Below are 25,439 nucleotides of genomic sequence, written 5' to 3' on the forward strand. Positions count from 1 at the left end.
GTTTTCGGGGGTTTATTTGTTTACACATAAATTACTCATTCACTACAGGTTACTGAAATTATTTATCTCAACAACAGCAATTAAAGCACGAACAACAGTAAAGAAGACATTCCGAATACTCGCACTACATTACTATTAATCAACACTTTGAGTTATAAATAAAAAAAGCCTCACAAGTGTGAAGCTTTTTCCATTATCAAAATCAACATTATTTGACCTTAATAAATTTCCCTGAATAGCTATTTGTAGTATTACTAATCGTAAAAAAGTATAGTCCGTTTTTTAATGAAGTAGCATCTAAGCGGTTTAATTTCTTTCCTTGATTTAATTTTGATTTTAAAATTACATTTCCTCTACTATCATAAATTCTTAATGTTGAAGCATCATTATTTTGAAAATTAGACAAATCGATCGTCATAAAATCTCTTACAGGATTCGGATAGGTTTTTAAATTAGAATCCATAAGGTTAGTTGTCCTACTAGATTGATTTAAATTATCCAGATAAAACCTATGACTTGATGAAAAGTTAGAATTATTCACTAAATCCCAATTGATAGACCACGTCATTATACCTCTAAAATCAGGATACGTTGAACTTGTTGTATAGGTTCTTCCAGAATAAGAAACTCCTTTAATTAAATAATCTAAAGCCTGTTGAACAACTGCTTCTGAAGTATAACCACTTCCTGCTGCTTGGGTAGTTGAAGGTAATCCTATTGCTACTTGATTTGGATTCAATCCTGGAAAAGTGAGTCCTGTTTGTGCGACTTTGAATCCTGTTATTAACATTTCTGCCATCGCCACATGGAAATCTGCAGTAGCCGGTTGATAAATATTACCATCAGCACCAAACATTGATCCTGTATTATAATGTTGTACATGGATGTAATCCATTTCATTACGTAATGCATGAATAACTGGTAAATAAGCTCCAAAAACTCCTGAGTAAGTGCTGTAAGCTCCCTGTACATAAGCCGTTTCTGGCGCCATACTTAGAACAAACGAATTACTACCGATATTAGTTATGATCTGCTTTGTAGCATCAATAAGATTAATAATTTTTGGTGTAGTTGGATTTCTAAAGTCGGTATCACCATTATTTAAGGATAAAGAACTTCCTTCTAAATCTATATCTAAACCATCAAATCCATACGTATTAATAATATTGGTCATAGAATTGATAAATTCACTCTTTTCCGTTTGATTATTCAATTCAACTCTTGCATTTGCACCTCCAATTGAAATTAATACTTTTTGACCTCTAGCTTTTACTAAAGCAACATCGTCAATAAATTCCTGTTGATTTCCTCCATATATTTCATACGGATCAAATTGCATATCTGCTGTACTACCTACTTTTGGTTCAGCAAAAGCAATACAAATTACATCCCAATCAGTTGACACTTCTCTCAACTTAGGGATTGTAGATCCATTATTAAAATTATGCCAATATCCTACCAAGATTTTCCTTGGAATATCTCCACCAGTATCACCAGTGTTTTTTCTAATAAGGACTTCACTCGAAGTGGTTTTGTTATTGTCATTATCCGTAGCAACAGCTGTTAGCAAATAACTTGAATCCTGAGCATTACTAATCGTATACGAATAAGGTGAAGTAGTATCTTCTCCTAACTTAACTGATCCATTGAAAAACTCAACCAGCGCGATTGTTCCATCATCTGTAGCACTTGCATTTATCGTAATACTACTATTTTCATTGTAAGTTGTTCCATTTAGCGGAGCTGTAATACTTACTTCTGGTGAAGTTCCGTTTCCTCCATTACAATCACCAGTTTTAGACCATGCATCTTGCCAATGCGCTCCTACACCAGGTTCATATGCCCATGCAGCATTTGAAGAACACCAGCCAGGAATATTACATTTAAATTTTTCTCCTCCATTCTCAACCTCTTGATCTTTACCATAGGAAGTACCAACTATGTATTGTGGAATTCCATTACATCCTCCACTATTCCCAGAACTAACTAAAATTGATACAGCTTGTGAAGTTGTTTTAGCACCATCATCATCAATAGCCACTGCAGTTAAAGAATATGTTCCTTCTGAAATATTATTGATAGAAAAAGTATAAGGAGTACTTGCAACTTCTCCAAGTTTATTATTTCCGCTAAAAAATTCCACTTTTGAAATTGTTCCATCCACATCACTTGCTTCTACATTTATAGTTATTGTTGAATTCACTTCAAATGAACTATTATTATTTGGGGAAGTTATAGCAACTGATGGAGATTGATTTCCTGTACCTGAGCCTCCACAATCTTTTATTTTTTCCCAAGGTTGTCCGCTACCAGTATGCGTATCTGGAGTTTGATTTTGAGTCCACCACTTAGCTTGATAATTTACATTATTGTAAACTACATTATCTCCTCCGTTATACACATTTGAAGCCAACCATTCTGGTATTCCTTGACATTCGTTGATAGTATCTCCATCGCTTACTGTAATTGAAATAGGAGAAGAAGTGGTTTTTGCATTCTCATTATCCGTAGCAATTACAGTAATTGTGTACGTCCCTTCACTTACGTTTTGCCAGTTGTATTCATATGGAGATGAATTGTCCTCTCCTAATTTAATAGTTCCATTATAAAACTCAACTTTAGAAATTGTTCCATCAACATCTGAAGCATTTGCACTTATATTTATAATCTCACCTAGATTGAAAACAGTATTATTATTTGGAGAAGAAATACTTACTGAAGGTGCATTATTTCCACCAGTTCCACCGTTAGCAAAAACTTCATTGATTTTGTTTACCAAAGGTGATTTCACATTTGACCATCTTTTTAACTTAGTCCCAAAAGAAGTAACAGATCCACTGATTTCTAAATCTCCATAAACAGTCCAAATTATAGTTCCTCCAAGATTATTATCATTAATAAACTGCGCTTTTATTCCTATAGATTCTTCATCATCATAACTTAAAAAGAAGTTTCCTTTGGTTAGATAAGGAACCTTTGCCTCGTTATCCCATTTTCTAACCCATCCACTATTTGGCGTTAATGCTTTTTGTTTGATAAAGTGATAATTTGGTGTTCCATCATAAACTTCTTTAGGCCAATTTGTAAAATCAGAAGCCGTTTGAATTGGTCCATCAGGCTGAATATTTTCTGATCTTTTTACTGTACTTGCATTAAGATCAGCATTACCAGTTGTTACAACTCCTCTTCCATAAAATGGAGCCCCAAAACAGATTTTACTTCTAGGAACATTTAATTCAACTAATTTATCTAAAGTAGCTTTCCAATTGAAAAATGAAACTTCAGCATTTGAATACGGATACACTGGAGCATTATGCCCTGTCTTGTTTGACCAACCTCCATTATAATCGTAAGTCATCATATTAAAATAGTCCATAGAACTTGATAGCTTACTCCAATTAAATCCTTCCAGTTTTCTTGGATCAGCTGCCATGGCTGATGTTATTAATTTATCTGGACCAATAGCTGCTCTTATTTCATCAACTAGATTCTCAAAGTTTGCAAAGTCTTCTTGAGAACCGGTAAAATTCATTCCAGAAAATGGACCAGGATATTCCCAATCCAAATCAATACCATCAAAGCCAACAGCGATTAGTTTTTTACAATCTTCTATAAATCGAGCTCTTTTTACAGGATCAGCAGCCATTTCAGGAAAGTGCTTACACATACTCCATCCTCCAATTGAAGCCATAACTTTTACTCCTTTTTGATGAGCCAATTCCAATAATCCGGGCGCACCATCTTCTTTATGAAGTGGTAAAGGAAGTGTTCCGCTCAATCCCCAAGTTGGATGATTCCAAGTATTTGAATTCAATTCAACTTCAAAACCTTGTGCTTCAGCACGACGTTTAGCATCTTCATTTATAAATTGAAGTGGTTCAATTTCTCCAAACAAAATATGCATATCCCAACTGCTATATATATCTGTAAAAAATAAATCACTTGGTTCTTGTGATACGCCATCTTGATAAATTTGTTTATTTCTATAATCTCCACTGTGTAGAGATCCATCTCTCGCTACTCCAAAAAAGGAATAGTTTAAAATTGTATACTTAGCATAATCAATATTCAAGTGAGTAAAAGCTCCCTGAGAAGGAAGACCAGCTTTCTCGGACTTCCAGGCGTCCCAATTAGTTATATAACCAATTATTTGTTTTTGATGATTTGAAGTAGTGGCAGATCCACCTGTATTTACTTGTGATACTAGAATAGAAGTGATCATAAGGAATAAAAACACTATTCCTCTACGAAAAAAATTCGGGGGGTTCATAAGATTTTAATTTTAGGTTAATTACTCGATTTTAACACTATCCTTTGGTTGTGCAAAATAAAATCGACAAACAACATTAAAACAGTAACAAATGACATTGAAAAAATAACACCTTAATAACCAGTGACATAAACCTAGTATTCTTTTAAAATAAAATACAGATACTTTATTTGAAAAGTTCAATAATGAGTGTAGAAATGAAAAAACCGATTCAAATTTGAATCGGTTTCTTAGTAGCGGGAGCTGGACTCGAACCAGCGACCTTCGGGTTATGAGCCCGACGAGCTGCCTACTGCTCTATCCCGCGATATTGGACGGCAAAGATACGGACATTTTTCAGATATATCCAAATAAAATTTAACCTTTTTTAAAAAAACTATATGACTCTTTTTATAATCAGCAGAATAAAAAAGACTTACCTTTGCTTTTATGACACATAAAGCAGGATTTGTAAACATAATCGGGAACCCGAATGTTGGAAAATCAACCTTAATGAATGCTTTAGTTGGTGAAAAATTATCAATTATTACCTCTAAAGCTCAAACAACCAGACATCGAATTCTGGGTATTGTAAATGGAGAAGATTATCAAATTGTATTTTCTGATACACCAGGTATTATAAAACCAGCATATGAACTACAAGATTCTATGATGGATTTTGTAAAATCTGCCTTTGATGATGCTGACGTTTTAATTTATATGGTTGAAATTGGTGAAAAAGAATTGAAGAATGAAGCGTTTTTCAATAAAATCATCAATAGTAAAATTCCTGTAATCCTGTTATTGAATAAAATTGATTTATCAAGTCAAGATCAAGTTCAAGAAAAAATAGAATATTGGAAAAAGAAAGTTCCTAACTCTTTTGTGTACGTAATTTCTGCTTTGGAAAAATTTAATGTAGAAACTGTATTCTATAAAATTATTGAACTACTACCAGACTCTCCTCCTTTTTATCCTAAGGATCAGTTAACAGATAAACCTGAACGTTTCTTCGTTAATGAAACTATTAGAGAGAAAATATTACAACATTACAAAAAGGAAATTCCTTATTCTGTTGAAGTTGAAACCGAAAGTTTTATTGAAGAAGACAATATTATAAAAATTCGTTCTGTAATCATGGTTGAACGTGAAACACAGAAAGGTATTATTATTGGTCATAGAGGAACTGCGATTAAAAGAGTAGGTACAGAAGCAAGGAAAAGTCTTCAACATTTCTTCGACAAAAAAATATATTTAGACTTATATGTTAAGGTAAATAAAAATTGGAGATCTAACGATAAACAACTACGAAGATTCGGTTATAAAGAATAACTTAACATTTATAATTTTAAACTAACAATCCTTTTTTGTTTAGATAACTTTTAAGTAAAGTTTTAAGATAAGTTTTGCCAAAACTATCAACCATGAAAAATTTATTTAAAACTTTATCAATAGCAATTGTTGTGTCTTTGAGTAGTTGTAACGATGACAACAATGGCTCAGCTCCAATTAATACAGAAGTTAACTTTCAATATGTACATACTATTAATGTAGGTGGTGAAGGTGCAGCAGAAATTTCTGCTTACGATTCAAAAACAAAAAAACTATTTGTTGTTAATTCTGAAGCGAAAGAAATTTCTGTTTACGATTTAAAAGATGTGGATGCTCCTTCAAAAGTAGGGTCAATTCCAGTAATGTCTGGTGCTCCAAACAGTATTAGCACTTATGATGGAAAAGTTGCCGTTGCCTTAGAAGATGCTGTAAAACAAAACAATGGAAAAATTGCTGTTTACAATGCAGAAAATAATGCATTATTAAACTCTTATACTGTTGGTGCATTACCAGATATGGTAACATTCTCAAAGGACGGTAAATTACTAATCTGTGCAAACGAAGGAGAACCAAACAGCTTGTATACTAATGATCCTGAAGGGAGTGTAAGTATTATTACCCTGGAATCAGGAAATGTAACTACATTAAACTTTTCTGCTTTTAATAGCCAAGAAGCTTCTTTAGAAAGTAACGGATTTAGAGTATTCGGACCAAATGCTGACTTAGCTAAAGATGTTGAACCAGAATATATTGCTGTATCTGATGATTCAAAAACAGCTTGGGTTTCTCTTCAAGAGAACAATGGAATTGCAAAAGTGAACTTAGTAACTAAAACTATCGAAGCCATTTATCCTTTAGGTTTTAAAAACTATAATGAAGCCGGAAATGCAATTGATCCTAGTAATAAAGATGATAAAAAGGAATTAAGAAATATTCCAGTTTACGGTATCTATCAACCAGATGCAATTACTTATGTCAATATTAACGGAACTGGTTACATTATCTCAGCGAATGAAGGAGATGCCAGAGAATATATTGATGATAAAGGAACAGATGATGAAAGTGACGATGAAGATGTCTTTGTAAATGAAGAACGAATCAAGAAAATTGATTTAGATCCTACTGCATTTCCTAACGCAGCAGAATTACAAAAAGAAGAAAATTTAGGAAGATTAAAGATTGCCTTAGATTTAGGTGATACTGATAATGATGGAGACTACGACAAATTATATGCTTACGGAGGCAGATCTTTTACGATTTGGTCTGAAAATGGAGCATTAATTTATGATAGTGGAAACACTATTTCTGAAAAAACACTAGAATTAACTCCTGCTACTTTTAACGATGATGATGGAAGAAGTGATGATAAAGGAGCAGAACCTGAAGCTGTTGAAGTGCTAAATATAAATAACGAACGTTATATTTTATTTGTTGGATTAGAACGTACTGATCAGGTACTAGTTTACGACATTACAAATCCATCAGCTCCAATGTTCTTATCTATATTATCTCATAATGGTGATGAAGCTCCTGAAGGATTATTAGTAATTCCTGCTAAAGACAGTCCGAATGGAAAGGATTTAGTATTAGTTTCTAATGAAGATAGTGGTACCGTAAGTATCTATCAAAACGTTCAGTAACTCGAACATATTTTTAAAATGATAAAACAACTATTGATTTTTAAATCAATAGTTGTTTTCTTTTATATAAACGCTACCTTTGCAGCATGAATAGTATTGTTGCAATCGTAGGAAGACCTAATGTAGGTAAATCTACCCTTTTCAATAGATTAATTAAAAGAAGAGAAGCTATTGTTGACTCTGTAAGTGGAGTTACTAGAGATCGTCATTACGGTAAATCGGAATGGAACGGAAAGGAATTCTCTGTTATTGACACAGGTGGATATGTAGTTGGATCAGATGATATCTTCGAAGAGGAGATTAGAAAACAAGTGCAACTTGCTTTAGATGAGGCAGATATTATTCTTTTTGTTGTTGATGTAGAACAAGGTATCACACCAATGGATGATGCTGTAGCTAAGTTACTTCGCCAGGTTGAAAAACCTTTATTTATGGCTGTAAACAAAGTTGACAATGCCATGCGTGCTGCAGATGCTGTTGAATTTTACAACCTAGGATTAGGTGATTATCATACAATATCCTCTGTTAACGGAAGTGGAACTGGTGATTTATTAGATGCTATTGCAGAAGCAATTCCTGAACCTGTTGAGGAAGAAGTTGAAAATGAATTACCTCGTTTCGCAGTAGTGGGTCGTCCTAACGCAGGAAAATCGTCTTTTATCAATGCATTAATTGGAGAAGATAGAAACATCGTTACCAATATTGCTGGTACTACAAGAGATTCTATTGATACGAAATACAATCGATTTGGATTTGAATTCAATTTAGTAGATACTGCTGGAATTCGTAAAAAATCTAAAGTAAAAGAAGATTTAGAATTTTACTCTGTAATGAGAGCTGTTCGTGCAATTGAGCATTCTGATGTTGCAATTGTTATGGTTGACGCTACTCGAGGATTCGAAGGACAAGATGAAAAAATATTCTGGTTAGCTGAGAAAAACAGAAAAGGAATTATAATTCTTGTTAATAAATGGGATTTAGTTGAAAAGGAAACAAATACAATGCGTGATTTCGAAAGGAAAATACGTGAAACTGTTGCTCCTTTTACTGATATTCCAATTGTATTTATTTCTGCTTTAACAAAGCAAAGAATATTTAAAGCAATTGAAACTGCTGTTGAAGTTTTTGAAAATAGAAAGCGTAAAATTCAAACTAGTAAATTGAATGAAACTATGCTGGAAATTATGCAACATACACCTCCTCCAGCAATCAAAGGAAAATTCATTAAAATCAAATATTGTATGCAGTTACCAACGCATACACCTCAATTTGCTTTTTTTGCTAATTTGCCTCAATATATTAGAGATCCGTATAAACGATTTGTTGAAAATAAATTGAGAGAACATTATAACTTTAATGGTGTTCCAATTAGTATTTATTTTAGACAAAAGTAATTCTTAGAATTACTTTTGTTCTGTTTATTCATCCAACTGAAAATCAATAGGTAAAAAGTACTCTACATTTACGTATTCATTATCTTTTTTACCTGGTAAGAATTTAGGAAGAAGTGTAATTAATCTTTTCGCTTCATCCTCTAATAACTTTCCATTCTCTGGGCCAGATGCTGTAATATTCTTAACATAGCCCTCTGTATCCACAATAAACCGAACCCAAACTCTACCTTCTACACCTTCAGAAGCTGCATCAAAAGGGTAAATTAGATTTTCAAGAACATTGTTTACAAAAGTCTCTTTAATACATTCTTGTTTTACTGATTCTGCAAAATCAGAACATCCAATAAAAACAGGTGCATCGATTAATTGATCGAATCGAACATAATCTTGGATTAACCCAGAATCATTAGCTTGGTAAAAATCCTTAGCGTTTTTATTCGGAGCTTTAAAGTTTATATACACCTTATGTCTAACTTCAGTTGTAACTCCATTATGTTTAGCTGGATTTAATTTCGGCAAGTTGGTGATTAAACGTTTTGCCTCATTTTCAAACAATGGGTATTTCTTAGCACTAACAATTTTAATGTCTTTAATTTCTCCACTTTTTCCAATAGTAAAAGAAGTCAATACTTTGTCCTCTATACCATTTTTAAAAGCTTCTTCCGGATATTTCAAATTCCCATTAATGTGCTTTTTAATCTTTTCGTTGAAACAATTCATTTCATTTTCAACTCCTACTGAAACACAATCATTAAACATAGGAATATTATCAACTTGATTAATGCTGAGTTTTTGGCTTGATGAAGATTTTAGATTCTTTTTTAATTTAAGAATATTAGATGACATTCTTTTTCTAACTACTCTTCTACGAGTAGAGATTTGCACGAATTCTTTCTCATTTGATTTCTTAAATTTTTCAATCGCGCATTTTCCAATGGTATGTAAATCAGTTACTTCATTTTCTGATGATGTACATACCTCTTTTTGTGCAGTTACATTTAAACACAATGCAACCACAAATAATCTTATACAATTCTTTAGATTCATAATATTGGGGGTAAAAATTTGTTTGATGAGCTCTAAAAACTCAATCTATCTTAAGAACTTTAATAATGTAGTAATGGTTATAACTATTAAACTCTCATTTTCTTAATTTCAATTATCATATATATTTAATATTTCGGGTCCTTTTATCTGTTTATTCCACCTTTACTTTTTCGTATAAATTGGTAATTTTATTAAACAACTTCGTTAACGTATTACTTAACTTATATATTTCTTGATCTTGATATCCTTGCTTAAATAATTTATCATTATTCTCCTTAACAGATTCCCATAAAACGGTTACATCTCCAAGAGCTTCATCAATTCTATCATTATTAAAACTAGATACTAGCAAATCATTTAATGCATTATCAAGTTCTGAATATACATTACGTAAAACACTTTCAGTTTTCTTGTTTTTTAAGTCAGGTTTATTGGCAAAATAGTACAATGCTAAACGCTGAGATAACATTCGTTGTCTACCAGCTTTATTAATAATTTGTTTCAATTCTGAATCTTCTTCAGCAACATAAGAATCATCCGAACTACCACCTTTAGATTCAAGAATTATGGCGTTAACAACATTGTTCGCATACTTAAGTATTGTTGAATTTGTGTTTATAATTTTTTCGGCATCCTTCTTATTTGGTGTAGATTCTATAAACTTTTTGTACTTCTCCCAAGTATCTTTTACTTCTGCAAGCTTATTCTTAGTAATTAATAAACTCGCATTCTTATCTAGAATTGAAATCTGCTTTTCGAATATAATCTTAGTAATTTTTAAGTTTTTCTGCGCTTTAAAATCATTCGGGTTGTCTAGTAAATACAAGTAAATCTTTCCCATTCGCTGCGTAAGCATACGTTGTTTTCCTGAAATATTTACAGCCTTATTAAATGATAGCGATCCGTATTTTTTATTCTGTGCATACGTTGTTAGTTGAGTAGCAAGAAAAAAAGTACATGCAAGAGCTATTTTAGTTAGATCTTTTCTCATAATTATAAATATAAAATGTGTTTATATACTAGTATTCTTTAATAACAAAAGTCGATATCTTACCGTCTGATGTTAAATGAAGTAGCATTAAAAGTGTTCCGTTTTCAAATTCAACGAGGTAATTTCTTTCTTTTTCTTCTTCTAAAATCAATTCATAAGAAGACATTACACCTTTATTATTATGCAAACTATCAATAGTTTTCTTAAAAGGAGTTGGTTTTAATTTGCCTTTTAGAGCATCATTAAACTTTTCATGAATTAATGTAGCCTTACCTTCATTAAAGGCTTTTTTAACTAATTCTAAAGTGTTTTTGTAGTCGTCTTCCGTTTGTGAATAAATAGAAAATTGAAAAAATAGAATACACAACGAAGTAAACAAAATCTTCATAAGCGGGGGGATATTTTGTTATAAATTCTTTTCTAAAATAGTGTATTTCAAACTACTACACAAATCACACCTTCGTTATTGTTAAAATCTCAGGAAAACCACCCTTTTTTTAAATTCCCATATAAATCAGGGGGTTCAGATTATTATTTTGATAATTGCATCAAAATTTAAGCTATCAAAAAATAACATAAATTAACTTTAATTAACTTTTTGAAAAATCGTTTTTTTTGTTCTTTTGGTTCGGAATTTAAAAACGAAGATAATTTTTCTATGAAAAAGAATAAGCGACTCCCTCACAAGCTATATTCAAAACAAAGAAATCACAATTGACTACATAAAAAGGACATTTGATTACAAATTATTCTTCAGAACTAGAAGAGTTGAATACATTTGCCCGCGTAAACTGAGAACTATGAAAAACTTATTTATTGCTATTGCTCTTATTTTATCTTTTGGTGCACATGCACAGTCCTATAAATTTAGGATATCAGGTAAAATTCAAACTGAGAAAGAAAAAATGCCTGTCGAAGCTGCTACTGTTCACTTAGAAAAAGTTAAAGACAGTTCTATTGTTTCTTATACTATTTCAGATGATAAAGGATATTTTGCTTTAGAAGGGAAAGCCTTTCATAAAGATGTAAAACTTTTTATCTCTTTTATTGGAATGGACAATTATAGTAAGCTTATTTCTTTAGATAAAACACCTGACGTAAACTTAGGCACAATCAATTTAAAGGAAGAGTCTAATATGCTTAATGAAGTAGTAATTAAATCAAGAGCTCCTATTACCATTAAGAAAGACACATTAGAATTCAACGTAAAGTCTTTTAAAACTAAAAAAGATGCTAATGTTGAGGATCTTTTGAAAAAATTACCCGGAGTTGAAGTTGATGAAGAAGGAAAAATTACAGTAAACGGAAAACCTGTAAATAAGATATTAGTTAACGGAAAACCATTTTTCGGTAATGATCCGACAATCACGACTAAAAACTTATCTAAAGAAATTATAGAAAAAGTTCAGATTACAGATACAAAATCTAAATCAGAGGCTTTTTCAGGTGAAAAAGGAGATGCCAATAATCAAACCATAAATCTTACCATTAAGAAAGAAAATAATAAAGGATGGTTCGGTCGTGTTTCTGCAGGTGGTGGAACAGATGAAAGATATGAAGGTGCGACAATGATAAATAGATTTGACAATAATCAACGTTTTAGTGTCTTAGCCAGTGCAAACAACATTAACTCTCCTGGATTTAGTTTTGGTGAAATTCAAAAAATGTTTGGAAACGGTAGTGGTGTATGGTTTAGTGGTAATGGATCTTTTAGTGTTGGAGGAAGACGTTTTGGTGGAGGAAGTGGAATTATCACTTCTAAAACTGCAGGAGCAACATATGCTGATGAATATGGAAAAGGATTTGATGTAAACGCGGATTACTTCTATTCTGGGAGTAACTCTAAAGATGTTTCTAGAAACAATAGAGAATTTACATTACCAGACAGAAGGTATTTTACGAACTCAAACTCTAATTCAGATAACGAAAATCACAATCACAGCATTAACGCTGAGTTAGATATAGAGATAGACTCTACATTCTTAATTAATGTAAATCCTTCGTTTATCTTAAACCAACGAGAAAGTATTTTTAACACATTCGAAGAATCTTTGGATGAAAACCAAGTTGTAACGAATGAATTCAATAGTAGTACATTCTCTACATCTGATGCTAAAAACTTTCAAAATAGAATTGACATTACAAAGAGATTTGGTGAAAAAGGATCTTTTATTAAAGCCACTGTAGAAAATCAAATCGATCAATCTGACGGTGAAGATTTTAATAATTCAACTATTAATATTTTTGGAACTACACCAAGCTCAGAAATTAGAAATCAAAAGAGCACAATAGATAATGAACTAAATAGTATTAGATCTCGTATTTCGTATCGAATTCCTTTAATCGCTAAGAAATTATTTATTGATACAAAATATCGTTTTAGAAGAGATGAACGAACAAATGTGGAAAGTACATTCGATTTTGACAATAACACCAATGACTTTACTATCTTCAATACTGATTTAAGTTCGAATTTTACTTATAATGATATTACTAAAACTCCATCTATTGATTTAGTGTATAATGTAAAAAAATGGCGTTTTAGCTTCGAAGTTGGACAAGTAAACCGAACTTTAGAAAATATTGATTTATTACGTCCGAATTTAAGCTTAGAAAAAGACTTCAATAATATTACATTAGATGGAACATTTAGATATCGTTTTGATTCGAAAGCATCTGTTTATTTCAATTATTCGTTAGACAACAACGCTCCTAGCCTTAACCAGCTGCAACCGTTTAGTGATGTAACTAATCCATCGAATATCATTACTGGTAATCCAAACTTAAAGCCAAGTCAAACACATAGAATCTATGCCAACTTTAATAAGTATAATTGGCAAAAAAGAACAGGCTTCTTTATGTATATGGGAGGAAGTTTAACTAATAATCAAATTGTAAACAGAACGAGCATTGATGATAATTTAGTTAGAACTTCTACATATGATAATGCTGATGGAGTTTATGATTTCTGGAGTGGTGCGAACTATAATAAAAACATAAAATTAGATTCTATTACAACAATTAATTTAAGATTAGGAACTAGAGTTAATGGTAATAGAAGTGTAAATATTTTAAATGATGTAGATAATATTGCTGAGACATTATCTGTAACTCCAAATATTGGATTTTCATTTAACTGGAACAAAATTGTATCTATTGAGCCGAGATATGATCTTACATTTTCTAAAACATCATATAATGTAGATTCTTTCTTAGATCAAGAATTTACAAGTCATAGAGTTCGTATTAGAACAAAAACAAATGTTCCTAAAAAATTAGAATGGAGAAACGACGTGAATTATACCTACAACCCGAATGTAATTGGCTTTAATCAGTCTGCATGGTTTTGGAATTCGACTTTAGCCTACTCTATTTTAAATGATAAAGCAACGATTACATTGAAAGCATACGATTTATTAAATCAGAATACCAATGCAAGAAGAATTGCAACAGCTAACTATATCGAAGATTCTGAAAGTACTGTTTTACAACAATACTTCATGTTAGGATTTAGCTGGAAATTCAACAGCTTAGGTAAAAAGGGAAAAATTCGAGACTATGATTTTAGTTTCTAACCGAAAAAAGCCATCGTTTTGATGGCTTTTTTTTATGCTTTTCATGTAACTTTTTGGCTATTAACACGACTAATCTAAACATTTCGTAAATTTGCAAATACAAAAAGAAGGGAAAAATGACGATAAGAAACTTCCATAGCAGTTCAGATTTAGAATTACCTCTGCATATAAATATTAGTTTTAAAAAGGTTTACGACCTTTTTAAGAAATACACTGATAATCAATACAAAGGACATCCATATCATGTTTCAGCTATTCAAATGGTTGAAGAAATTGATAAAATTCCTGAGTTAATTGAAGGATTTTCTGATTTTTCATTATTGGAAAAACATGAAGAAATCATTGATCTTGTTTTAGATCCTTTATTTCCTGAGATCTTAACTCAGAACGAAATTAAAGCAGCTACGGTTCCTTTCTCTTTTACTTGCTTTAAGTTCACAGAACGATTTGAAAATATTTTGGATAATGCTGGAAAAGATTATCTGTTTGAAGTTAGAAATTTTGAACCCGATGCAATGTACATTTATGCATGTACATTAATTCTCGGAACTATCTACGGACGTAATGTTGATTTAAAACGTCCTTTCTATTTTGATATACCAGATGTAAACACTGGTTTTACCAGACATTACAGAGTTGCTTTCAACGGAGACTTTATGGATATTACTCCAACTGAAAATGCACCTAAAATTACTGAAGACGACATCAAGTTATTATTAGATAACTTTGACAATATTGATATTTGGAGAGAAAAATTCCCTCCGAATTCTTACATATTTAAAGGTTTTGGAATTATGAACCTTTTTGATGTAACTACCGATGAAACCATTAATTCTATACAGAACAATTTAATTGGTAGAGAAGACGAATCAATGACAGAAAAAATCAGAAATAACCTGAGAGATTTCTTTGGTATTGGTGATTTAAAAGTTGGGTATTCAGTTTATGACATCGCACATTTAGACGAAGGACATGTCAAAGTAAAAAGATCTGAAAGTATTTTACTAACTGATGAAAGACAAATTACTTGTGAAAAATATTTCTGTAATCATATCATCAATAAAATATTTGTTGAGAATGAAAGTATTGTAATTTCAGATGCAGATCATTACAAAAAACTCTCTGGAGGAAATAACTTCTCTCTAAATTTAGAAGAAAAAGGAATTAAGAGTATTATTCTTATTCCAATAAAAACAGCAACAAATCAAGATTTGTTGTTACTTGAAATGGCTTCTCCGAGAGCTTATGAGTTAAATTCTGTAAACAAACAGAAATTAAAAGATATTATTCCAATGTTTAAAGCTGCTGCTGAACGTAATTCAGAAGAGTATTTAAATATTTTAGAAGCTACAATACAAGAATTTTACACTTCTATTCATCCTTCAGTAAAATGGCGATTCTATGAAGCAGCAGAGAATTATCAAAATGCTTTATTAGATAAGGATGAAGATGCAAAAATTGAAAAGATAGCTTTCCACGATGTGTATCCTCTTTTTGGACAATCTGATATTAAAGGATCTTCAATTGCCAGAAATACTGCTATCAAACAAGATTTAACAAAACAGTTAAATTCTGCTATTCATGTGTTAAGAGAAGCATGTAAAAAAGAGAGACTTCCTATTTATGACGAATTAATGTATCGTGTAGAAGATTATTTAATTGAAGTAAATAAAGGAATGAAAGCTGGTGACGAAGTTGCTATTCTTGACTTTTTAAAGCGTGATATTTACCCTGTATTTAATCATGTTAAAGAAATCAACGATGAACTTACACAAGTTGTAAATGAATATTTAGATCAGCTAGATGATAATTTACAAGTAGTTTATGAAAAGAGAAAAGACTACGAGAATAGCGTAACTAAACTTAACGATAAGCTTGCCAAGTTTATTGATAAGAAACAAGAAGAAGCTCAAAAAATATTCCCACACTATTTCGAACGATATAAAACGGATGGTGTAGAATACAATATGTATATCGGTCAATCGATCACGAAACAACATAAGTATGATTCTTTATACTTATACAACTTACGTTTATGGCAATTACAAACCACTTACGAGATGGAAAACGTTGCGTATAAATTAAGAGATAAGCTTGACCATGATTTACGTGTTGCGTCATTAATATTGGTGCATAGTAATCCTCTTTCAATAGAGTTTAGAATGGATGAAAAGCAATTTGACGTTGATGGGGCGTATAATATCCGATACGAGATTATAAAGAAAAGAATTGACAAAGCGCATATTAAAGGTACAACAGAAAGATTAACTGTTCCTGGAAAAATAGCTATTGTATATTCTCAAGATAAAGATGCAGATGAGTATTTAAAGTATATCAAATTCTTACAATCTAAAAACCAATTGGGAAAAGTTGAGCTTTTAGAATTGGAGGATTTACAAGGCGTTTCTGGATTAAAAGCAATTCGAGTTGAAGTAATTTACGAAACAAAAGAAGACGAAAAGTCTTCAATGTCCATTGATGAACTAATCAAGGATATGAAGTAAAACTACGCGAACTATTTACTTAGATTAATTGTGCAACTACTGAAGTTACATCAGTTCTGCTTTGCATGTGAAAAGCAATTGCAAAAGCAATTACACTCACTATAATTCCTATCATAAAAACGGTGTAAGTAGTTCGTAGTAAACTATATTTTCTATTTAATACTAAACCGAGGAAGTATAAATCTTTGGTTAAGGATCCGTATAAATAGTCTCTATCTTTCATCATTTCACTCATTCCCCATTCGAATTCTTGTAAACTCATTTTGTGAAAATTTCCAAAGAAAATAAGATTCACTTTTTTGTTGGCAATATCTTCTTTTGAGAATTTCCCTTGAGTAACGTTTGGTCGAGTTGCCAAAATTGAAAGCACAATTGAAACTACTGTAAAAGCAATAAATATTACACTCGGATAGATAAGATAACTATTTGAAGGATTATCAAGCTTAGGAATTAAAGTAGATAATGCCATAGATATGATAATTGCATTTACCGATAATAAAATATTGGCTTTCGTATCTGCAATATCGCTCAATGTGATGTGGTTTCGTAAAGCAACTCTAAACATAGTTTCAATACCACGTTCTGGCAATTCCACCTTTTCCTTTTTAAACTTAAGTTCTTCTTTCTTTTGAGATAACTTTTTATTCTCTTGTTTAATTTTTTTCTCAGTTTTAATCAGCTGAGCTAAATTCTTCGATTTTTGTTTTTCCCATTTTTTAACAGCTACATCTGTATAAAATCGATGTCCATTAGTTAAGAAATCTATGTTTTTATTAATCCAATCGGTTTCCTTAATCTTTTCATCAGTCAGCAATTCCATTTCTTTTTGAAGTAACTGAGAAAACTCATTGTAATTTTTACTTCCTAAATGAGAACAATCTGCATCTTTCAATAGTTTCTCTAACTTAGAACTCGGCGTAACATCTATTTTAGTTGCTAAAATTGTCTGATTAACCTCATCTATAAAACTAGCCTCTACTCCTTCATTTTTTAAAAACTCAGATGCTATTTTCACACTCTCATCTTCATGTTCTGCTCTATTTACTGTAAATCCTGTATCATGAAACCAAGCAGCGATTAGTAAGCGCTCTTTTTCTGATTCTTCTAGTTTTGCATCTTCTGCTAACTCAGAAGCTTTTTCAACAACGCGTAAAGTATGAGATAAGCTATGATAAACTAATTTCTTATCTAACTTTTCATTCAACGTGTCCATTACAAAACTTTCTGTTTTTTCTAGAAGAGTGCTCATAAATCAGTAATTTAGTTTAGTAAAAGTAACTAAACTTTAGCAATTTTAATAACGTAAGTTTTCTTACAATCTCACGACTAACAATTATGCTTACTTGGAAAAATATTATAGACTTTACGGTTAATGGGAATCCATTACCAGACAGAAGAATTGAAAAAACAGACGAAGAGTGGAAAGCTGAGCTTACACCAGAACAATTTATGATTACAAGACTTAAAGGAACTGAACGTCCTTTTAGTGGAGAACACTGTTCTTCTTTTAGCTCAGGTAAATACAATTGTGCTTGTTGTGGAACACCTTTATTTGATTCAACAATTAAGTTTGACTCGAGTTCTGGATGGCCAAGTTTTACACAACCGATAAAAGAGAACGCGGTAAAATATCATAAAGACACTACTCATGGAATGATTAGAGTAGAGATAGTTTGTAATACTTGTGATTCTCATTTAGGACATGTGTTTCCTGATGGACCAGAACCAAGTGGATTAAGATATTGTGTTAACTCATTATCAATTGAATTAGAAGATGAAAACTAAAATAGCTACAGTTGGCGGTGGATGCTTTTGGTGTACCGAAGCTGTATTCAATCAAATTAACGGAGTAGAGAAAGTAGTTTCCGGATATGCAGGCGGAAATGTTCCTGGTTATCCAACATACAGAGAAGTTTGTTCTGGATTAACTGGACATGCAGAGGTTGTTCAAATATCGTATGATCCTGAAGTAATTTCATATCAGGAGATTTTGATAATTTTCATGACTACTCATGATCCAACAACTTTAAACAGACAAGGAGCTGATGTTGGTACGCAATACAGATCTGTGATTTATTATACTAACAGAGAAGAGAAATCAGTAATTGAAGAGGTTATAAAGCAAGTTCAACCGTATTACGATAATCCAATAGTTACAGAGGTTAGCGAATTACCAACTTTTTATCCTGCAGAAGAATATCATCAAAACTATTATGCAAATAATAAAGAACAAGGATATTGCAACTTTGTAATTACTCCGAAAATCTCGAAGTTAAGAAAGTTGTATGCTGATAAATTGAAATAATTTAACTTGAAATTAGATTTTCTAAATACCTTATAGAATCTTTATGAGCTATACCATTAACTACAACTTCACCCGTATTTTGTATGGTAATGGTTAGCTTATTTTTAATATCAAGTTTATTAGCTAATTCTTTGTATCGGTCAGTAAAAAAGAAATAGCGTTGGTTACTTGAGCCTGACCATGGACGGGATAAGTCGTGTAATTTTTCTATATAAGGGCCATCAACAAAAATATCGCATAGTTCAAGAAGCAAATGATTTGTTTTATCTTTTCTCCTTTTGATATGTTCTATTGTGTAACCACTAAAAATCATTACGGACAATTTAGTATGACTCTTGATTTTTTTAATTAATGAGTACAGCGCTTTGTGTTGATCAAATGGTTCTCCTCCAAAAACGGTTATCCCTTCAATATCCTCTTCTTTATTTGCAATAATATCATACAATTCATCAACCTTAATTTCTATTCCATTTTCTCTTTTCCAAGTTTGTGGAACAAAACAATTATCACATTGTATGCTGCATCCTTGAACCCATAAAACAAAACGTTTCCCTGGACCTTCAACCTCTGAAGAAGTGATATATTTATGAATATTTAAAACCATTTTATAACTCTAACCTTCTTCCTCTAAATCTTTTTCTGGATGTATCCTTTGGCTCTTCATTTTCTCTTTCATCACACGTAATTTTCTCTTGAATATTCTCTTGAATATTTTCAGAAATATCATTTCTAGTATAAAAATTCAATATTGAACTATAACTACCATTATCTTCTCTTTCTTTCACCAAATACTTGGCTTGTACCATTGAAATTCCTGATAATGTTGCAAAATCTTCCTCAGTTGCACTATTAACATCTAATAAACTGACTTCTTTTTCAACACTAATTACACCAGTATTTTCATCAGTTTCATTGATTACATCTTCTAACAAATTATTCGAATCCAATCTTCTTTCATTTTTTAAAAATGATGGTCTTTTTTTCGAAATATCTTTTATCGATTCCACATAAGTATGAGTAGTTTCAACTGAAAAAAACGAATAAAATACTGCCAAAATGCATAGTATATAAATAATTCTTCGAGCGTACCAAAAGAGTCCTTCTTTTCGTACTGGAAAATCAAGAATTACCTTTTTACCAGGATTATCTCTTTCATAATTGGCAACTTGTAAATGGTATAATTTATCTAAATGATTTTCTAAGGTATCTCCCGATTTATTAGTAATAAAATATGAGGTAAACACTCCTGACTCTACTTCAATTTTATGAATCGTTTCATTATTATTACTATCCTTTTTAATTTCATGATACCCATTATTTAATTCTGTAGTTACTAGAGAATATTTTGGGTTTATAGTTGAAAAATAATCGTTTCCGTAAAAAAATTTTAAATCGTCAACGTCATCCACCTTATAGAAGGATTTCATATACTCTTCGTTCGTTTTTTCATCTATTTGAACAGCATAATAGTAAGCTACAAATAATAAAATAGTCCCTAAAATTAACTTATAACTACCGCTAAATAAAGAGAAGAAAATTGCCACAATTGCATTGGCATAAGGCACAAAAGCTAGGACTAAAATGATAATAGCAATTAAACACATAACGAAAAATAATATTAAAAATCTAGTACTCTACCTCTTCGTTCATTTGAATCAGAAGCATCATCATCGTCTATATTATTTTCAACAAAAAGGAATTCTTTTAACTCATTTTGTAAATTCTGAGAAATGGAGTTTCTATCAAAGAAATTAGAAAGACTTATATATTTTCCATTTTCATCCCTTTCTTTAATAAAATACATCGCTTGAATTTTAGATATAGCTTTTAACTCAGCAAACTGTGCTTCATTTGCTTTGTTCACATCTAATAATTTTAGCTCTAAGTTTAAGTCTTTTTCACTTTTCTGAATTAAATCTTCAACCTCTATGTTTGCATTTACTTCATTCTCTACAATCGCTTCAACCTCTTTTGATGGTTCGATACTAATTTGTGGATCTTTATTTATCAATACTACTTCATCTTCTTTCTTTCTTCTCAATGTAAAAAAGCAATGAATCATAGAAATAATTATAATAAAAGGAGCTATTGTTCCATAGTAGGAACGATAAACTAAATCTGGAAAAACTACTTTTTTATTAGGGTGATCTTTCTCGTAATTCTTTAGTTGTTCCTGATATAATTTCTTTAAACGATCTTCTGTTAAACTCCCCTCTTCATCTAATATCAAATACGATTTGAACTTACCCTCTAAGACCGTTATTTTGTGGACGAAATTCTTTCCTTCTTTTTGCTTAACCTCTTCATGATAACCATCTGAAAGATCTGTTGTAGTTAAACTATATTGGGGGAAACGTATAGAAATATCATCAAAATAAAACACCTCTAAATCTTCTATTTGTTCTACTTCAAAAGTCTTAATTAAATATTTATTCGTTTCATAAGTATCTAATTCTAGAAGAACTACTGAAGCAATTAAAAATAAAGCAGCATAAATTGCCGCAGAAAATTTCTTTATAAAGATTCCGTAACCAATAGCAACAATACTATTAAAAACGGGAACTATGGAAATAGCAATTATACCTACTAATTTTAGCTTTTTCATTTTAAAAGTTACATCTATTTACTATTGTTTGACAATTTATTTTCTTTGTTTACTTCAATCTCATTTTCATGAAATTCGTGAGTAAGTTCATGTTCTAATGTTTCTCCTTCGATTAAATCTTCCAATACGCTTATATACTCTAAACATCTTTTCCCTTTTACTCCTTCAACCTTCGCTTTTACAGCTCCACTATTGGTTATTTCAATTATGATTTTCTTCATCTCTTAGCTATTATTGGTTGATGTTATAAGTCAGTACTATAGATTTATTCTCTGTTAATTCTTCTGATTCTAGAGTTAAACCTTTAGAGCCAGCATCATTTTTTAATTTCTTGTAGACCAATTCTTGAATAACATTACCATATTCCGTTTCTATTTGGGACACTAATTCTTGAGCCTTTTCTTCATTTGCTCCAATAAAAAACATATCAATAGCTTTACGAGTAGGATTAAATACACACTCTATTTGTACATCATCAATCTCTGACAAAACGTGGTTTTTAACATTCAATCTCGCATTATTTGATAGATTATTTAATGCAGATTGAACAATGCTTATCTTTCTAAAAATAGAGGGATAAATTACGGTGTTATTTATAGTTGAAGTTTTAGTTTCAAGATTAGATAATAATTTTTCAGCCACAGCTCCTACAGCGATACTACCAACAGAAACTCCCGCTGCTCCTAAAAGAGCACTTGCTCCTCCAATTACGACTACTACACTCATTATAATTACTTTTTCCTTTTAAAAATCTATTGTTCTTCCTCCTCTTCTTGGCTGGCTATTTGGTGATGGTTTAAAATCATCAAAACCATCTTTGTCAACAACTACGGCTTCTTCAATGAATTCATTGTCATTAATGGTTGTTGCTGATACAGCTCTAACATTTGCCCATTGTCGAATTGCCTCAATATTTTCTGCTTGAGTAACTTTTAAAGGAACCGTATTTTCAATAGATTTTTCAAAATCTTCAAAGGTTAATTTTCTTCGTTGATCAAAAGCTTCGAATAATGCAGAAATAACTACTTGTTCAATCTCAGCTCCTGTAAAACCTTCAGTTTTTTCTACAAGAATATCAAGATATTTCTGCTCACTAAAATCAGCTTCAAGAACTTCTTTATTCTTTAATTTCTTACGCAAATGCACTTTAAAAATTGCCGCTCTTTCAACTTTAGTTGGTAAGTCGACAAAAAAGATTTCATCAAAACGTCCTTTTCGCATTAACTCAGGAGGCAATAAATCAATTTTGTTAGCTGTTGCAACAACGAAAACAAACTTTCGTTTCTCCTGCATCCAACTTAAAAAAGTTCCAAAAATACGAGTTGAAGTACCGCTATCTCCAGAAGAACCAATTCCTGTAAATCCTTTTTCAATCTCATCAATCCATAATACACAAGGCGCAATTGCTTCGGCAGTTTGAATTACCTTTCTCATATTAGCTTCACTACTTCCTACGATTCCACCAAAAACACTTCCAACATCAAACCTCAGTAATGGTAAATTCCATTCGGAACTTAATGATTTCGCTATTAACGATTTTCCACAACCTGGAACCCCAGTAATTAAAACTCCTTTGGGCGAAGGAAGATTATATTGTTTTGCTACACTTCCCCAAGAATTAGATCTTTTATAAATCCAATTTTTAATATTATTTAAACCTCCAACGCTTTTCATATCTATTTTTGGAGATAAAAACTCAAGAATACCAGATCTTTTTATCAGTTGTTTTTTCTCTTCCTTTATCGCTTCAATATCACTCAAACTTAAAGTACCATCTCTTGTGATTGCTAATGCCAATGCATTCTCAGCCTCATGTAAAGTTAGTCCTGATGCAGCATCACTTAGTTTCTTCAAATCTTCATTATCGACTCGAAGCTTTAATTTTTCGTTGTCTTTATTCGCATCTATAATATTCTTGTATACTTTCTGAATTTCCTCATTATTTGGCAATTCAAAATCCATCAAACAAATTTGCTTTGACAAATCATCTGGAACAAAAATATCATGACCAACGATTATTATTGTCTTAGAATACTCTGACATTTTGAGCTGATAAACCAAATCTTTAATTTTTCTAATTAAGACTTGATTTGGATGATTTTCACAACATCGCTTTAAATCAAAATATAAATCTTTTAAAATGAAAACCGCATCTTCCTTGTAATTTTCAATATACTCAAGTATGCTTATTGCATTCTTAATATCTGGTTTTACAACTTTTCCATTATTCTCTATTCCTTTAGTAACACTCCATTGAAAAACTTCTTTTTTAAACTTAAAGTGATTTTTTTCATTTACCATTTGATCAATTAATTCAATAAGTCTTTCTTCTTCCCAAGTAGTAATATATAATATTGGGAATCGAGCTTTGATATGATTCACTAAAGATTGTTCAAACTGAAGATATTGTGATTTCATTGCGATTTTTTGTTGATTCTGCTATAAAACTACTTAATAAGAACTTATTTTAAAAGGAATATCAATATCTTTTTCAAACCATTTCTTTCGTAAGAATTAAAAGTGGATAACGACATAAAACTAAAATTCAGAATTTATCCATGAAAAGATCTAAACTTACTATTCCGAACGATAAAGGATATCAACTTAATGCTTTTTTAGAATTACCTGCTAATCAAAAACCAGAGTTCTATGCAATTTTTGCGCACTGTTTTACGTGTACAAGTTCTTTAAGTGCCGTAAAAAACATAAGTAGAGCTCTTACTAATTATGGTTTCGGAGTTGTACGCTTTGATTTTACAGGTTTAGGTAAAAGCGAGGGAGAATTTCATGAAAGTCATTTTTCAGCTAATGTGACAGATTTAATTGCTGTGAGCAACTACATGGAAGAGTATTTTCAAGCTCCTTCCTTGTTGGTTGGTCATTCTCTTGGTGGAGCGGCTGTAATTACCGCTGCTTCAAAGTTAACTTCTGTAAGAGCTGTTGCAACTATTGGTGCTCCTGCGGATGTTGAACATGTTACTCACTTATTCTCTCATGGAATTCATGAAGTTCAAGAAAAAGGAGAGGTTGATATTAATATTGGTGGAAGACCATTCAAAATAAATAGAGATTTCGTAGATAATTTCACCAAAACAGATTTACCTGAGATCGTTAGAAATTTGAGAAAGCCAATCCTAATCATGCATTCTCCAATCGATAGAATTGTTGGTATAAAAAATGCCGAAAAAATTTACGTAAACGCCCATCATCCAAAGAGTTTTGTAACCTTAGATAATGCAGATCATTTATTAACTAATCCTGAGGATAGTAAATATGCCGGAAATGTAATTGGAACTTGGGTACAACGATATTTCCCAAAGAAAATCATTCAAAAATTAGACACTGATCAAGATCAAGCTGTTGGACATTTGAATTTAGTAGAAGATAATTTCACCACTAAAATTCAAGCTAGTAATCATAACTTAATTGCTGATGAACCTGAAAGTGTTGGTGGAGACGATTTTGGTCCTTCTCCATTCGATCTCTTAAACGCAGCGCTTATTGCGTGTACAACAATGACTTTAAAAATGTATGCCAATAGAAAGCAATGGGATTTACAAGAAGTTTATGTTTATGTCACTCGAGTGAAGAAATCAAGTGAAGAATTAGGGATCACTTCAGAAAAATTGAATCGACACGATTTCTTTACCAAAAAGATTAAGTTAGTCGGTAATTTGGATGAAAAACAAAAAGCTCGTTTACTAGAAATTGCAGCAAAATGTCCGGTTCATAACACATTGGAAAACCAAGCGTACTTTGAATCTAGTTTAATTGATTAGGCGTATCTTTATAGTTCC

At 31.4% G+C, this 25,439-nt stretch carries 19 protein-coding genes and 1 tRNA gene; 8 read left to right on the forward strand and 12 right to left on the reverse strand.

The window, feature by feature from the left end; all coding sequences use genetic code 11:
• Positions 1-208 precede the first annotated feature (208 nt).
• Together ABNT61_RS09160 and ABNT61_RS09165 are read right to left on the reverse strand one after the other, a co-directional pair.
• Positions 209-4,270: a glycosyl hydrolase family 18 protein gene (locus tag ABNT61_RS09160; RefSeq protein ID WP_348742980.1), complete on the reverse strand. Its 4,062-nt coding sequence runs from the start codon at positions 4,268-4,270 to the stop codon at positions 209-211.
• A 234-nt stretch (positions 4,271-4,504) separates the two neighbouring features.
• Positions 4,505-4,577 (reverse strand) — tRNA-Met (locus ABNT61_RS09165).
• A gap of 122 nt (positions 4,578-4,699) precedes the next feature.
• On the opposite strand from ABNT61_RS09165, the gene era reads away from it, so the two are divergent.
• The 3 genes from era (at position 4,700) to der (ending at position 8,615) form a co-directional block, all read left to right on the forward strand.
• Positions 4,700-5,581, forward strand: a complete 882-nt coding sequence (gene era / locus ABNT61_RS09170; RefSeq protein WP_348712758.1) for a GTPase Era — start codon at positions 4,700-4,702, stop codon at positions 5,579-5,581.
• A gap of 92 nt (positions 5,582-5,673) precedes the next feature.
• Positions 5,674-7,221 carry a choice-of-anchor I family protein gene (locus ABNT61_RS09175; protein WP_348742981.1) on the forward strand — a complete coding sequence of 516 codons (1,548 nt, stop codon included), beginning with the start codon at positions 5,674-5,676 and terminating at the stop codon, positions 7,219-7,221.
• 86 nt (positions 7,222-7,307) lie between these two features.
• Entirely contained in the window at positions 7,308-8,615 is a 1,308-nt protein-coding gene (der, locus tag ABNT61_RS09180; protein WP_348742982.1) for a ribosome biogenesis GTPase Der, read from the forward strand.
• A 24-nt stretch (positions 8,616-8,639) separates the two neighbouring features.
• Here der and ABNT61_RS09185 read toward each other — a convergent pair whose 3' ends face one another.
• The 3 genes from ABNT61_RS09185 to ABNT61_RS09195 form a co-directional block, all read right to left on the reverse strand.
• A complete protein-coding gene (locus tag ABNT61_RS09185; RefSeq protein WP_348742983.1) occupies positions 8,640-9,662 on the reverse strand; it encodes an energy transducer TonB in 1,023 nt (340 codons plus the stop codon).
• Positions 9,663-9,813: 151 nt separating this feature from the next.
• Positions 9,814-10,653 (reverse strand): type IV pili methyl-accepting chemotaxis transducer N-terminal domain-containing protein, encoded by an 840-nt coding sequence (locus ABNT61_RS09190; RefSeq protein ID WP_348742298.1) that lies wholly within the window; start codon positions 10,651-10,653, stop codon positions 9,814-9,816.
• A gap of 28 nt (positions 10,654-10,681) precedes the next feature.
• On the reverse strand, positions 10,682-11,041 hold the full coding sequence (locus ABNT61_RS09195) for a hypothetical protein (RefSeq protein WP_348742984.1): 360 nt from the start codon (positions 11,039-11,041) through the stop codon (positions 10,682-10,684).
• Positions 11,042-11,453: 412 nt separating this feature from the next.
• On the opposite strand from ABNT61_RS09195, the gene ABNT61_RS09200 reads away from it, so the two are divergent.
• Together ABNT61_RS09200 and ABNT61_RS09205 are read left to right on the forward strand one after the other, a co-directional pair.
• Positions 11,454-14,228, forward strand: coding sequence for an outer membrane beta-barrel protein (locus ABNT61_RS09200; RefSeq protein ID WP_348742985.1), 2,775 nt, complete (start codon positions 11,454-11,456; stop codon positions 14,226-14,228).
• 116 nt (positions 14,229-14,344) lie between these two features.
• Positions 14,345-16,732 (forward strand): GAF domain-containing protein, encoded by a 2,388-nt coding sequence (locus ABNT61_RS09205; RefSeq protein ID WP_348742986.1) that lies wholly within the window; start codon positions 14,345-14,347, stop codon positions 16,730-16,732.
• A gap of 19 nt (positions 16,733-16,751) precedes the next feature.
• On the opposite strand, the gene ABNT61_RS09210 is transcribed toward ABNT61_RS09205, so the two are convergent.
• Complete coding sequence (locus tag ABNT61_RS09210) at positions 16,752-17,981, reverse strand: Pycsar system effector family protein (protein ID WP_348742987.1); 1,230 nt, start codon at positions 17,979-17,981, stop codon at positions 16,752-16,754.
• An 86-nt stretch (positions 17,982-18,067) separates the two neighbouring features.
• On the opposite strand from ABNT61_RS09210, the gene msrB reads away from it, so the two are divergent.
• Both msrB and msrA read left to right on the forward strand, forming a co-directional pair.
• The gene (gene msrB, locus ABNT61_RS09215; RefSeq protein WP_348742988.1) at positions 18,068-18,517 is read left to right on the forward strand and encodes a peptide-methionine (R)-S-oxide reductase MsrB; all 450 of its coding nucleotides are present in this window, start codon (positions 18,068-18,070) and stop codon (positions 18,515-18,517) included.
• Positions 18,507-19,037: a peptide-methionine (S)-S-oxide reductase MsrA gene (msrA, locus tag ABNT61_RS09220; RefSeq protein WP_348742989.1), complete on the forward strand. Its 531-nt coding sequence runs from the start codon at positions 18,507-18,509 to the stop codon at positions 19,035-19,037. The genes msrB and msrA overlap by 11 nt, the downstream gene beginning before the upstream one ends.
• A 1-nt stretch (position 19,038) precedes the next feature.
• On the opposite strand, the gene nrdG is transcribed toward msrA, so the two are convergent.
• Genes nrdG through ABNT61_RS09250 form a run of 6 tightly spaced genes read right to left on the reverse strand, consistent with a single transcriptional unit; the run spans position 19,039 to position 24,060 of the window.
• Positions 19,039-19,641, reverse strand: a complete 603-nt coding sequence (nrdG, locus tag ABNT61_RS09225) for an anaerobic ribonucleoside-triphosphate reductase activating protein (RefSeq protein WP_348742990.1) — start codon at positions 19,639-19,641, stop codon at positions 19,039-19,041.
• 1 nt (position 19,642) lies between these two features.
• Positions 19,643-20,641, reverse strand: a complete 999-nt coding sequence (locus ABNT61_RS09230) for a ComEA family DNA-binding protein (protein ID WP_348742991.1) — start codon at positions 20,639-20,641, stop codon at positions 19,643-19,645.
• 14 nt (positions 20,642-20,655) lie between these two features.
• Positions 20,656-21,642: a hypothetical protein gene (locus tag ABNT61_RS09235; protein WP_348742992.1), complete on the reverse strand. Its 987-nt coding sequence runs from the start codon at positions 21,640-21,642 to the stop codon at positions 20,656-20,658.
• A gap of 14 nt (positions 21,643-21,656) precedes the next feature.
• Positions 21,657-21,863 carry a DUF2997 domain-containing protein gene (locus ABNT61_RS09240; RefSeq protein ID WP_348742993.1) on the reverse strand — a complete coding sequence of 69 codons (207 nt, stop codon included), beginning with the start codon at positions 21,861-21,863 and terminating at the stop codon, positions 21,657-21,659.
• Positions 21,864-21,873: 10 nt separating this feature from the next.
• Complete coding sequence (locus tag ABNT61_RS09245; protein WP_348742994.1) at positions 21,874-22,368, reverse strand: hypothetical protein; 495 nt, start codon at positions 22,366-22,368, stop codon at positions 21,874-21,876.
• A gap of 18 nt (positions 22,369-22,386) precedes the next feature.
• Positions 22,387-24,060 carry an AAA family ATPase gene (locus tag ABNT61_RS09250; protein ID WP_348742995.1) on the reverse strand — a complete coding sequence of 558 codons (1,674 nt, stop codon included), beginning with the start codon at positions 24,058-24,060 and terminating at the stop codon, positions 22,387-22,389.
• A 140-nt stretch (positions 24,061-24,200) separates the two neighbouring features.
• On the opposite strand from ABNT61_RS09250, the gene ABNT61_RS09255 reads away from it, so the two are divergent.
• On the forward strand, positions 24,201-25,421 hold the full coding sequence (locus ABNT61_RS09255) for an alpha/beta fold hydrolase (protein WP_348742996.1): 1,221 nt from the start codon (positions 24,201-24,203) through the stop codon (positions 25,419-25,421).
• Positions 25,422-25,439 lie beyond the last annotated feature (18 nt).

Source organism: Tenacibaculum sp. 190524A05c (genome assembly GCF_964036595.1).
GTDB classification, from domain to species: Bacteria; Bacteroidota; Bacteroidia; order Flavobacteriales; family Flavobacteriaceae; genus Polaribacter; species Polaribacter platacis.